Raw genomic sequence first — 12,296 nt, 5'->3', positions numbered from 1 at the left:
TCAGGCGCGGAATTCGCCGACTTCGAGCGGCACGCCGATCATGGTTTCGAACGAGACCTCGCGGTCCTCGGTCTCCATCTCGATCGCCAGCAGCAGTTCACGGCCCTCGCCCGGCAGGTCGCGGGCGAACAGCATGCAGGTCTGGAAGATCCGCCGGTCGGGGATCCCGTCCCGGTCGTCGTGCAGGTCTTCCCAGAAGGTCACGGGTTCCTGGCTCTCGGCGTCCTCGCCGAACCAGAAGCGGTGGTACTCGGGCAGGCCGGCGGGCGTGAAGGTGCGGGCGCGCAGGCGCTTGCCCCAGGCGTCGCGATCGGCGCGGCCGCCCGGATAGGCGCTGTCCCAGGGGACGAACAGGGTGACGTCGGTCAGCCGTTGGCCCTCGCGGTCGTCGGACACCGCCTGAAACATCACGTGGTCGTCGGTGTAGAACCGGTGCACGAAGCCGCCGTCCTTCAGGTCCACCAGGCCCTGAGCGGTGATTTCCAGCGTGTCGTGGTCGAGCGGGAACTTGCTGTCGGCGCCGAAGCGCTTCCAGGCCAGAGGGTCCAGCCAGACGGTCCGCCCCAGCGTAACGTTGCGGATGGCGGGCAGGGCCGACTCGGGAGCGGGCTCCTTGCGGCCGAATAAGCGACTGAACATGGCTGGTCCCTGAAAGAACGCTTCCTCATGTACGGCGCCAGCCTGCGCTGTAAAAGGGGCCATGCTCGCTCTCGACGACTGGCCTTCGGCCTCCCATCTTGTATGAAACGGTCAAGATGGCCGGCTAGAGAGGATCACGACCCGATGAGTCAGACGCCCTGGACTGTCCGCTCCCTGAAGGCGGCCCTGGACGAAGCGCCCGGCGTGGGCGCCGACGAGCTGAGCGTGCGGGTGCTGGAAGGCTCCGACCCGATCCTGCTGGCCACCATGCACTGGCAGGGCGACCTCGAGATCTATGTCAGCGTCAGCGACCAGCAGATCGCCGCCTCGGCCCTGCTGTGGCCCGTCGACGAACAGGAAGACCGCCACGCCTTCAACGAATTCCTGCTGAAGGCCCAGAAGCTGGTGCCGCTGTCGAACTTCGGCATCAGCGCCGTCGGCGGCCGCGACTACTACGAGCTGTTCGGCGAGCTTTCGACCACGACCTCGATCGAGGATATCGTCATCGAGCTGCGCACCCTCGCCGAGAACGCCATCGAGGCCGCCTCGGACCTGCGCGCCTCGTTCTCCACCGCCGCCTGACCCTAACCGAAGTTTCCCGGAGCCCTCCGATGTCCATCTGGCGCAAGCTGTTCACCCTGGGTCGCGCCGGCGCCCACGAAGCCACGTCCGCCGTCGTCGACGCGAACGCCATCCGCATCCTCGACCAGGAGATTCGCGACGCCGACACGGCCCAGGCCAAGGCGCGCGACAACCTGGCCACACTGGTCGCCCGCCGGCGCATCCAGGAGAACGACGTCAAGAGCCTGCGCGAGCAGGTCGCCAAGTACGAGAACTCGGCCCGCGCCGCCGTCACCAAGGGCGACATGGACCTGGCCCGCCAGGTGGCCCAGCGCATCGCCGACCTCGAAAGCGACATCGCGCTGAAGGAGCCGCAGATCGGCGGCATGCGCGAGGCCGAGGACCAGCTGCACACCGCCATCGCCGCCACCGACCGCCGCATCGACACGCTCAAGCGCGAAGTCGAGGTCGTGAAGGTCAACGAGTCGGTGCAGCGCGCCCAGGCCGCCGTCACCGCCCGCGGCGCGGGCGCCGGCGCGTCCCTCGGCTCGGCCGCCGACAGTCTGGCGCGCATCAAGGAGCGCCAGATGGTCCGCGGCGAGAAGATCAAGGCCGCCGGCGAACTGGAAGACCGCCGCACCGGCGCGGATCTCGACGAGAAGCTGCGCGTGGCCGGCATCCTGCCGGGCCAGTCGTCGGCCGACGACATCCTGGCTCGCCTGGCCCCGGCCGCCCCGCCGCTGCAGATCGAGCAGAAGTCCACCGACGGTTCGAAGACCGAATAAGGAACCCGCGTGCGCCGTCTTTCCCTGACCCCGCGCCCAGACTGGCGCGAGAAGGCCGAAGCCGTCGGCTTCGTCTACCACCACACCGGCGGACAGGCCTATTGGGACGAGGGGACGGCGTACGCCTTCACCCTGCGCGAGGTCGAGGAGGACCTGGAGCCGGCCGCGGCCCAGCTTCACGACCTGTGCCTGGATCTGGTCGACGAGGCCGTCGCCAGCGAAGAGCTCCTGGAGAAGCTGGCGATCCCGCCCGAGCACTGGGATTTCGTCGCCGCCTCCTGGCGCGCCAAGGAGCCGTCCCTCTACGGACGGTTCGACTTCGGCTATGACGGCTCGGCCCCGCCCAAGCTCTACGAGTACAACGCCGACACCCCCACCAGCCTGTTCGAGGCCGCCACCTTCCAGTGGCTGTGGCTCGAGGACCTGCTGGCGCAAGGAACGCTGCCGGCGGGGACCGACCAGTTCAACAGCCTGTTCGAGGCCATGCGCGAGCGCTTCGGCGTGCTGTTCCCCAAGGGCGGCTTCGTGCACTTCGCCAGCGACGCCGACGCCGTCGAGGACCGCCAGACGGTGCGCTTCCTCGAAGACCTCGCCACCCAGGCGGGGCTGGACCCCAAGTTCGTGGCCATGGACGCCATCGGCCTGAACGAGGAGGGGCAGTTCGTCGACACCGACGGCTACCTGCTGCAGGCGGCGTTCAAGCTCTATCCCTGGGAAGACATGCTGCGCGAGCCCTACGCGGCCAACCTCACGACGGCGAAGGTCCGCTGGCTGGAGCCGCCGTGGAAGGCGATCCTGTCCAACAAGGCGATCCTTCCGCTGCTGTGGGAGCGCCACAAGGGCCACCCCAACCTGCTGGAGGCCTATTTCGAGGGCGACCCGGCGGCGTCCAATCTCGGCGCCAACTATGTGCGCAAGCCGCTGTTCTCGCGCGAAGGGGCCAATATCGAGATCGTCGGGGCGGGCGCCGAGCCCGTGCTCGACCAGGGCTACGGAGCCGAAGGCGCGATCGTCCAGGCCTTCCACCCGCCGCCCAGCTTCGACGGCAGGCATCCGGTCGTCGGCGCCTGGATCGTCGGGGCCGAGCCCGTGGGCATGGGCATCCGCGAGGACGACAGTCAGGTCACCAAGAACCTGGCGCGGTTCGTGCCGCACATCATCGAGGGCTGAGGCTTTCCCGGCGGGAACCATCTCTTCCGTAAAATCCCCGCGAAAGCGGGGACCCAGGCGTTTTGTCGTCTAGCGCCCCGCGTTTCAGAAAAAGCCTGGGCCCCCGCTTTCGCGGGGGTTTTACGGATGTGGGGCAGGTCCAGACCCGTGCTAGGCTCCCCCAAATGAGCGACTCCAACGACGACGGCCCGCCGGGCGAGACCCCGATCCAGCGCGCCCTGCGGCTCAAGCAGGCGGCCCTGGCCGCGCGTCCCAAGCCGCCGCGCGGCGGTCGCTTCCAACGTGAGCAGGCCAACCGCATCGCGGCCGGCTCCTCCAAGCCGTGGAACAGCTGATGGCCGGTCTCAAGGACAAGCGTGGCTTCATCGACAAGGAGCGCCTCGACCTCTCCGAGCGCCAGGCCGTCGAATATTGGATGAAGCGCTGGGGCGTCACCCGCGACCAGCTGACCGCCGCCCACCGCAAGGTCGGCAAGATGACCAAGGACATCGCCGCCGAGCTCGGCAAGAAGCGCTGAGCGGCGAGGGCGCTCGCCCCCCGCTGGCCCCATGAGTCCGTCTCGCGACTCCCGCTGTGCGATCACAATTCAAATCGGCGACGCGCGGTGGTCGTCCGCCAGTCCCGAAAAGGCGGCGTAATTGTCCGTGTGGCGACGTTTCGTGCCTTTGAAATGGCGAGCGCCGTCAAACTGCGATCAAGACAACGTTGTCATAGCAATGATTTGCTGAATTCTTGGCAAAACTGCGGGAACGCAAAGCGCAGGTGGACGCGTTCTTGGCCAAAATGCTAGGGAGGCCACGGATATTGCACTGCGGGATTCAAGAACGCGGTCATGTTCCAAGGCGAGACGACCCCGATAGAGGGCGCGGCCTTTTTTCACTTTATCGCAGGGTGAATTCAAAATGCCGGTTGAGACGCTGACGAAGTCCCTTTGGGTCTATTCGTTCGGGGGAGGCGGCGCCGATGGCGACGCTTCGATGAAGAACCTCCTCGGAGGCAAGGGCGCGAATCTCGCTGAGATGTCGTCGCTGGGTCTGCCCGTTCCGCCCGGCTTTACGGTCACCACCGAGGCCTGCGTCCACTATTACAGCAACGGCAAGCAGTACCCGGCCGAGCTGGCCGGGCAGGTCGCCGCGGGCCTGGCCAAGGTGGAAGCCATCACCGGCAAGCGCTTCGGCGACGTGACCAACCCGCTGCTGGTGTCGGTGCGCTCGGGCGCCCGCGCCTCGATGCCGGGCATGATGGACACCGTGCTGAACCTGGGCCTCAACGACGAGACCGTCGAGGGCCTGGCCAAGCTGTCGGGCGACCGCCGCTTCGCCTACGACAGCTATCGCCGCTTCATCCAGATGTACTCGAACGTCGTGCTCGACCTGGAGCACCACATGTTCGAGGAGATCCTCGACGACCATAAGGACCGCCTCGACGTCCACGTCGACACCGGCCTCACCGCCGACGACTGGGCCGCGGTCATCAAGGACTACAAGGCCGCCGTCCAGAACGAGCTGGGCAAGCCGTTCCCGCAGGACGCCCAGGAGCAGCTGTGGGGCGCCGTCGGCGCCGTGTTCGCCAGCTGGATGAACGACCGCGCCAAGTTCTATCGCCGCATGCACGACATCCCGGAAAGCTGGGGCACGGCCGTGAACATCCAGTCGATGGTGTTCGGCAACATGGGCGACACCTCGGCCACGGGCGTTGCGTTCACCCGCAACCCGTCGAACGGCGACAACCGCCTCTACGGCGAGTTCCTGATCAACGCCCAGGGCGAGGACGTCGTCGCCGGCATCCGCACCCCGCAGTCGCTGACCAAGGCCGCCCGCGAAGAGATGGGCGACACCTCGCCGTCGATGGAAGAGGCGATGCCGACCGTCTTCCAGCAGTTCAAGACCGTGGTCGAGACGTTGGAACGCCACTATCGCGACATGCAGGACATCGAGTTCACGGTGGAGCAGGGCGTGCTCTACATGCTGCAGACTCGCAACGGCAAGCGCACCGCCAAGGCCGCGCTGAAGATCGCCGTCGACATGGCCGCCGAAGGCGTGATCAGCAAGGAAGAGGGCGTTTCGCGCGTCGAGCCGGCCTCGCTGGACCAGCTGCTGCACCCGACCATCGACCCGACCGCCCACCGCGACGTCGTCACCGTCGGCCTGCCGGCCTCGCCCGGCGCGGCCACCGGCAAGATCGTCTTCGACAGCGACGAGGCCGAAAAGGCCGCCGCCAATGGCGAAGCCGTCATCCTGGTGCGTGAAGAGACCTCGCCGGAAGACATCCACGGCATGCACGCCGCCCGCGGCATCATCACCGCCCGGGGCGGCATGACCAGCCACGCCGCCGTCGTGGCGCGCGGCATGGGCCGTCCCTGCGTCTCGGGCGCCGGCGACGTGTCGATCTTCGCCAAGGAAGGCCTGTTCCGGGCCAAGGGCCGCGAGTTTAAGGCCGGTGAGGTCATCACCATCGACGGCTCCACCGGCGAGATCCTCGCCGGCTCGCCGAAGATGGTCGAGCCCGAGCTGACCGGCGACTTCGCCACCCTGATGGGCTGGGCCGACCAGGTCCGCCGCCTGAAGGTGCGCGCCAACGCCGAGACGCCGCTCGACGCCAAGACCGCCCGCCAGTTCGGCGCCGAAGGCATCGGTCTGTGCCGCACCGAGCACATGTTCTTCGACGACACCCGCATCGCCGCGGTGCGCGAGATGATCCTGGCCGACGACGAGGCCGGCCGCCGTACGGCCCTGGCCAAGATCGCGCCCTTCCAGAAGGCCGACTTCGTCGAGCTCTTCACGATCATGGAAGGCTTGCCGGTCACCATCCGCCTGCTCGACCCGCCGCTGCACGAGTTCCTGCCGCACACCGAAGAAGACGTGCAGGCCGTGGCCCAGGCCACGGGTCTGGACGCCGCCAAGCTGCTGCGCCGGGCCAAGGAACTGCACGAGACCAACCCCATGCTCGGCCACCGCGGCTGCCGCCTGGGCGTCTCCTATCCCGAGATCTACGAGATGCAGGTCCGGGCCATCATCGAGGCCGCCTGCGAGATCGCCAAGTCGGGCAAGGCCGCCCCGGTGCCGGAAATCATGCACCCCCTCGTCGCCAAGGGCGAGGAGATGAAGTACCTGCGCGAACTGACCGACCGCGTCGCCAAGGCGGTGCTGGCCGAGCAGGGCGTCGACCTGAAGTACACCGTAGGCACCATGATCGAGCTGCCGCGCGCCGCCCTGCGGGCCGGCGACCTGGCCGCCAACGCCGAGTTCTTCAGCTTCGGCACCAACGACCTGACCCAGACGACGTTCGGCATCAGCCGCGACGACGCCGGCAAGTTCCTGGGCGCCTATATCGACAAGGGCATCTTCGAAAAGGACCCCTTCGTCAGCCTCGACCAGGAAGGCGTCGGCGACCTGATCCGCATCGCCGCCGAGCGCAGCCGGGCCGTGCGTCCGGACGCCAAGCTCGGCATCTGCGGCGAGCACGGCGGCGACCCGGCCTCGATCGCGTTCTGCGAAAAGGTCGGCCTCGACTACGTCTCCTGCTCGCCCTACCGCGTGCCGATCGCCCGCCTGGCGGCCGCTCAGGCGGCCCTGGCCGGGAAGTAGGGAAGGGGAGCCTCTCAAGGGGGGCTCTGTTCTAGCTCCGAAAAAGAGCCGCCTCCCTCGCCCTTGTGGCGAGGGCCCATGTCGGCCGCTGCTCAGACCTGAGCCATCATGCAAAGGTCTGAGCAGGCTGAACGATGGATCCTGGGCACGAGGCCCAGGAAGGCGGTTTGGGTTGGGCGTCATTGATGACGCCATCCATCGGGAGGGTCTCTCCTCACACTGCGACAACTTGAAACGGCCCCGCTCCACGAGCGGGGCCGTTTTTCGTCATTCGCCCGCTTGCACGAACATCGATAGGAAGCTATCTAAATAGATAGCAAGCTACCTATCGTTCTTCGAGCATCGTTCCATGACCGACGTCCGCATCCTCAGCGAGCGCGCCTTCACCGGCGCCATCCTGCGCCTGGCGCGCATCTACCGCCGCGAGGTCAATCGCGCCCTGGCCGAGCACGGCCTGTCCGACGCCCGCGCCCTGCCGGTGCTGCACATCGCCCGCGCCGGCGGCGGCCTGCGCCAGGGGATGCTGGCCGAGGAACTGGGCGTCGAAGGGCCGTCCCTGGTCCGTATTCTCGACCAGCTGTGCGCCGCCGGTCTGGTCGAGCGCCGCGACGACCCGGCCGACGGTCGCGCCAAGACCCTGCACCTCACCCCCGACGGCCAGGCCCTGGCCGTGATCGCCGAAGACACCGTCCAGGCCGTCCGCTCGCGCCTGCTGGTCGGCGTCAGCGACGAGGATCTCGCCGCCACCCTGCGCACCTTCGCCGCCTTCGAGGCGGCGCTTGAAGCCGCCAACGGGCAGGGGGCTTAGGTCCCCGCCATGCCCAAGTTCGATCGGTGGACGCTGCTGTTCTCGGTGAACAGCTTCGCGGCCGCCATGCTCGCCCTCTGGATCGGCTTCGCCGTCGGCCTGCCGCGTCCGTACTGGGCCATGACCACGGCCTATATCGTCAGCCAGCCCCTGGCCGGCGCCGTGCGCTCCAAGGCGCTGTACCGTGTGCTCGGCACCATGCTGGGCGGCGCGGCCGCCGTCGCCCTGGTCCCGGCCCTGGTCAATGCGCCGGTCCTGCTGTGCCTGGCCTTGGCCCTGTGGGTCGGCGGGTGTCTGTCCGTCTCGCTGCTGGACCGCACGCCGCGCAGCTATGTCCTGATGCTGGCCGGCTACACCGCCGCCATCATCGGCTTCCCGGCCGTCAGCCAGCCGTCGGCCATCTTCGACCTGGCCGTCTGGCGCGTGGTCGAGATCGGCCTTGGCATCGTCTGCGCCACCCTGGTCCATAGCCTTGTGTTTCCGCGCCCGGTCGGCACGGTGCTGCGCGCCCGCCTGACCGCCTGGCTGGGCGAGGCCGACCGCTGGGCGCTGGATGTGCTGAAGGGCGCCGACGCCCAGGCCTTCGCCCGCGACCGCCGGCATCTCGCCGCCGCCGCCAGCGAGATCCAGATGCTGGCCGTCCACCTGCCGTTCGACACCTCGCGGCTGCGCGAGACCACCGGCGTCGTGCGGGCTTTGCACGAACGCCTGCTGATCCTCATCCCGCTGCTGTCGGGCCTATCCGACCGCATGCTGGCCCTCAAGGACGTCCGCGACCCGGCCGCCCGCCAGGCGCTCGACGCCGTCGTCGCCTGGATCGAGGCCGGCGCCACGCGCGGTCCGGGCCTGGAGCTGATCGACCACCTGCGCGCCGAGGCCGCCACGCGCCGCGGCGGCGACTGGAACGCCCTGCTGGTGGAAAGCCTGCTGGTGCGCCTGGCCGAGACCGTCCAGGCCCTGGCCGAGGGCCACGCCCTGATGGTCCGCTTCGAGAATCCCGACGCCCCGCTGTCGCCGGCCCTGGCCGCCGCCACGCTCACCGCCGCCCGCCGCCGCATGCACAGCGACTTCCCGCTGGCGCTGCTCTCGGGCGCGGCCGCCGCGATCGCCGTGCTGCTGTCCTGCGCCATCTGGATCGTCTCCGGCTGGGGCGACGGCGCCTCGGCCCCGGTCATGGCGGCGGTGTTCTGCTGCTTTTTCGCGGCCATGGACGATCCCGTGCCGGCTATCCGCAGCTTCGGCATCTTCACCCTGGTCTCGCTGCCGCTGTCGGCGCTCTACATGTTCGCCGTGCTGCCGGCCATCGACGGCTTCCCGCTGCTGGTCCTGACGCTGGCCCCGCCGCTGCTGTTCATCGGCCTGTTCATTCCCAATCCCAAGACCATGGGGGCGGCCCTGGCCGTGCTGATGGGATTCTGCAACGCTATGGCCCTGCAGGAGACTTTCAGCGCCGACTTCGCCAGCTTCCTGAACGTCAATCTGGGCCAGTTCGTCGGCCTGGGGGCGGCGATCTTCGTCACCGCCGCCATGCGCTCGATGAGCATCGACGCCGGCGCCCGCCGCCTGCTGTCGCGCACCTGGAAGGGCCTGGCCCGCCTGGCCCGCGCCCGCAACGCGCCCGAACCGGCCGCCTTCGCCGCCACCCTGGTCGACCGCCTGGGCCTTCTGACCCCCAAGCTGGCCGCGGTCGGCGAGCGCCATGACCTTGTCGGCGTCGACGTCCTGCGCGACCTGCGGGTGGGCATGAACCTCGTCGCCGTCCAGGGCGCGCGGGGCGAGGTCTCTGGCCAGGCCCGCGCCTCCCTCGACGCCGTGCTCGACGGGATCGGCGATCACTACGCCGCGCTGTCGGCCGGCCGCCGCCAGCCGCCGCACGCCGACCTGCTGGCCCGCCTCGACCGCGCCCTGATCCGCATGGGCCAGACCACTTTCGTAGCCGGCGGCGTCACCGGTCTCGTCGGCCTGCGCCGCAACCTCTTCCCCGACGCCCCCGCCTTCAATCCGGAGCCCGCCGCATGATCGGCGAATACAACATCGACGGCGTCTTCCTGTCGTCCGTCCTCGTCTCGGCCGTGGCCGCCCTGGCCGCCACCTTCGTGCTGCGCCGCGTGCTGTCCTGGACCGGCGCCTACCGCCTCGTCTGGCACCCGGCGCTCTTCGACACCGCGCTCTTCGTCATCCTCTGGGCCGCCGCCGTGGCCCTCGTCCGTCCGTAGAAAACCATGCCCCAGCTCAAGACCATCCTCCCCCAAGCCGGCCGCGTCGCGGTCACCCTGGCCGTCGTCGCCGTCGCCGCTGTCGGCGGCAAGCGCCTCTGGGACCACTACCAGGTCGATCCCTGGACCCGTGACGGCCGCGTCCGCGCCGACATCGTCCAGGTCGCCCCCGACGTCTCGGGCCTGGTGACCGACGTCCAGGTGGTCAACGACCAGACGGTCAAGGCCGGCCAGCCGCTGTTCTATGTCGACCGCGACCGCTACGCGCTCGCCGTCCGCCAGGCCGACGCCGCCGTCGCCGCCCAGAGGGCCCAGCTGGCCCAAGCCCGCCGCGAACTGGCCCGCAACCGCCTGCTGGGCGACCTCGTCGCCGGCGAGGTCACCGAGCAGAGCCTGGCCAAGGTCGAGCAAGGCCAGGCCGCCCTGGCCCAGGCCGAGGCCGCCCGGGATCTCGCGGCCCTGAACCTCAAGCGCACCCTGGTCACCGCGCCCACCGACGGCTTCCTGTCTGACCTCACCTTGCGCACCGGCGACTACGTCACCGCCGGCAAGCCGGTGCTGGCCCTGATCGACAGCCGCTCGTTCCGGGTCGAGGGCTATTTCGAGGAGACCAAGCTCAAGGGCCTGCACGTCGGCCAGAAGGTCGACGTCCGGGTCATGGGCGAGGACCGTCCGCTGCACGGCCACATCCAGTCGATCGCCGCCGGCATCGAAGACCGCGACCGCGCTTCGGGCGCCAGCCTGCTGCCCAACGTCAACCCGACCTTCAGCTGGGTGCGCCTGGCTCAGCGCGTGCCCGTCCGGGTCGCGCTGGACGAGACCCCCAAGGACCTGCGCCTGATCGCCGGCCGCACCGCCACCGTCGCGGTTCTGGGGGGGGCGAAGTGAGCGCGCTGCGCACCCTCGGCGCGGCCGCCTCGCTGCTGGTCCTGGCCGCCTGCACGACCGTCGGCCCCGACTACAAGCGCCCCGACGCCGCCAAGATCAACGAACCGGCCGCGCAGGGCGCGTTCATGGGCGCCTCGAACGACGCGATCAGCCAGGACCCGGTCCCCGACGGCTGGTGGAAGCTCTATGACGACGAGACCCTCAACGGATTGGTCGAACAAGCTCTGACCGCCAATGCCGACCTGCGCGTCGCCGCCGCCAACCTGGCCCGCGCCCGCGCCGTGGCCGGCGAGGCCGACGACGCCGGCGGCTTCTCGGCCGGCGCCTCGGCCGCTGCGATGCACGCTCGGGAGTCCGGTGAGCAATATCTGATGACCGAGCCCCTGCCGGTCGAGAACCTGGCCGACGCCGGGGTGAAGGTCTCCTACCAGGTCGATCTGGTCGGCCGCCTCAAGCGCGCCGCCGAGGCCGCCCACGCCGATGAAGACGCCAGCCAGGCGGCCCTCGATCTGGCCCGCGTCAGCGTCGCCGCCGACGTGGCCCGCGCCTATGTCGAGGCCTGCTCATCCGGCCACGAGATCCACGTCGCCGAGCAGACCCTGGATCTTCAGCACAAGAGCCTGGACGTCACCAACCGCCTGATCGCCGCCGGCCGCGGCACGGCGCTGGACGCCACCCGCGCCCGCGCCCAGGTCGAGCTGCAACGCGCCGCCATCCCGACCTTTGAGGCCCATCGCAAGGCCGCGCTCTACAAGCTGGCCGTCCTGACCGGCAAGCCGCCCGCCGAGTTTCCGAAAGCCGTCGAGGCCTGTGCGTCGCCGCCGAAGCTGTCCCAGCCCCTGCCGGTCGGCGACGGCGCGGCGCTGCTCAAGCGTCGTCCGGATGTCCGCCAGGCCGAACGCACCCTGGCCGGCGCCACGGCCCGCATCGGCGTGGCCCGCGGCGCGCTCTATCCGAACATCAGCTTCGGCCTGGGCGCCGGCTCGACGGGCCTGCTGGCGGACATCGGCCAACCGGCCGCCAACCGCTGGAGCCTGTCGGGCCTGGTTTCCTGGACCCTGCCGGGCGAGGGCGAGCGCGCCCGCATCCGAGGCGCCGAGGCCGGCGCCGACGGGGCGCTGGCCAGGTTCGACGGCGTGGTGCTGAACGCCCTGCGCGAGACCGAAACCAGCCTCACCGCCTACGCCCACGAACTCGACCGCAACGCCGCCCTGCGCGCCGCTCGCGACGAGGCCGCCAAGGCCGAACGCCAGGCCGCGACCCTCTACAAGGCCGGCCGCACGCCTTACCTGCAAGGCCTCGACGCCCAACGCACCCTGGCCGGCGCCGAAGCCGCCCTCGCGGCCTCCGACGCCGCCGTGGCCGCCGATCAGGTCAACCTCTTCCTGGCGCTAGGCGGCGGCTGGGAGAACGCGCCTGCGGTGAAGGTGGTGCAGGCGCAGCGCTAGCCAAGATCCTCCCCCTCTGGGGGAGGTGGCCCGAAGGGCCGGAGGGGGGCCGTTTTCAGCTTCCGCGACGCCGGCCGTCTCCGCGCCCAGCAACAAAACTCCGCCTCCCTCGCCCCCGTGGCGAGGGCCCATGCCGGCGACCGCTCAAACCTCGGCCGTCCTGCAAAGACCTGAGCAGCTGAACGATGGATCCT

At 69.6% G+C, this 12,296-nt stretch carries 12 protein-coding genes; 11 read left to right on the top strand and 1 reads right to left on the bottom strand.

Annotated features, from left to right (window positions below):
• Complete coding sequence (locus tag AC07N1_RS16555) at positions 1 to 639, bottom strand: YjfK family protein (RefSeq protein WP_494672794.1); 639 nt, start codon at positions 637 to 639, stop codon at positions 1 to 3.
• 144 nt (positions 640 to 783) lie between these two features.
• Between AC07N1_RS16555 and AC07N1_RS16550 the strand changes: the two genes are divergently transcribed.
• The 11 genes from AC07N1_RS16550 to AC07N1_RS16500 all read left to right on the top strand — a co-directional run bounded on the left by AC07N1_RS16550 (position 784) and on the right by AC07N1_RS16500 (position 12,102).
• Entirely contained in the window at positions 784 to 1,221 is a 438-nt protein-coding gene (locus AC07N1_RS16550) for a YjfI family protein (protein ID WP_494672793.1), read from the top strand.
• A 29-nt stretch (positions 1,222 to 1,250) separates the two neighbouring features.
• Positions 1,251 to 1,985: a PspA/IM30 family protein gene (locus AC07N1_RS16545; RefSeq protein ID WP_487291576.1), complete on the top strand. Its 735-nt coding sequence runs from the start codon at positions 1,251 to 1,253 to the stop codon at positions 1,983 to 1,985.
• 9 nt (positions 1,986 to 1,994) lie between these two features.
• Positions 1,995 to 3,155, top strand: a complete 1,161-nt coding sequence (locus tag AC07N1_RS16540) for a glutathionylspermidine synthase family protein (RefSeq protein ID WP_494672792.1) — start codon at positions 1,995 to 1,997, stop codon at positions 3,153 to 3,155.
• 164 nt (positions 3,156 to 3,319) lie between these two features.
• Positions 3,320 to 3,490 carry a hypothetical protein gene (locus tag AC07N1_RS16535; RefSeq protein ID WP_198574898.1) on the top strand — a complete coding sequence of 57 codons (171 nt, stop codon included), beginning with the start codon at positions 3,320 to 3,322 and terminating at the stop codon, positions 3,488 to 3,490.
• Positions 3,490 to 3,672, top strand: a complete 183-nt coding sequence (locus tag AC07N1_RS16530; protein ID WP_110118570.1) for a DUF3606 domain-containing protein — start codon at positions 3,490 to 3,492, stop codon at positions 3,670 to 3,672. Before AC07N1_RS16535 ends, AC07N1_RS16530 begins: the two co-directional genes overlap by 1 nt.
• A gap of 385 nt (positions 3,673 to 4,057) precedes the next feature.
• Complete coding sequence (gene ppdK / locus AC07N1_RS16525) at positions 4,058 to 6,742, top strand: pyruvate, phosphate dikinase (protein WP_494672791.1); 2,685 nt, start codon at positions 4,058 to 4,060, stop codon at positions 6,740 to 6,742.
• A 439-nt stretch (positions 6,743 to 7,181) separates the two neighbouring features.
• Entirely contained in the window at positions 7,182 to 7,550 is a 369-nt protein-coding gene (locus AC07N1_RS16520) for a MarR family winged helix-turn-helix transcriptional regulator (protein ID WP_494672870.1), read from the top strand.
• A gap of 9 nt (positions 7,551 to 7,559) precedes the next feature.
• The gene (locus tag AC07N1_RS16515; RefSeq protein WP_494672790.1) at positions 7,560 to 9,569 is read left to right on the top strand and encodes an FUSC family protein; all 2,010 of its coding nucleotides are present in this window, start codon (positions 7,560 to 7,562) and stop codon (positions 9,567 to 9,569) included.
• On the top strand, positions 9,566 to 9,766 hold the full coding sequence (locus AC07N1_RS16510) for a DUF1656 domain-containing protein (RefSeq protein WP_110118573.1): 201 nt from the start codon (positions 9,566 to 9,568) through the stop codon (positions 9,764 to 9,766). The genes AC07N1_RS16515 and AC07N1_RS16510 overlap by 4 nt, the downstream gene beginning before the upstream one ends.
• Positions 9,767 to 9,772: 6 nt before the next feature.
• Entirely contained in the window at positions 9,773 to 10,654 is an 882-nt protein-coding gene (locus tag AC07N1_RS16505; RefSeq protein WP_494672789.1) for an efflux RND transporter periplasmic adaptor subunit, read from the top strand.
• On the top strand, positions 10,651 to 12,102 hold the full coding sequence (locus AC07N1_RS16500; RefSeq protein WP_494672788.1) for a TolC family protein: 1,452 nt from the start codon (positions 10,651 to 10,653) through the stop codon (positions 12,100 to 12,102). Before AC07N1_RS16505 ends, AC07N1_RS16500 begins: the two co-directional genes overlap by 4 nt.
• Positions 12,103 to 12,296 lie beyond the last annotated feature (194 nt).

Source organism: Caulobacter sp. GW821-FHT09B11 (genome assembly GCF_059418205.1).
This window is presented reverse-complemented; position numbering and strand designations above follow the sequence as displayed.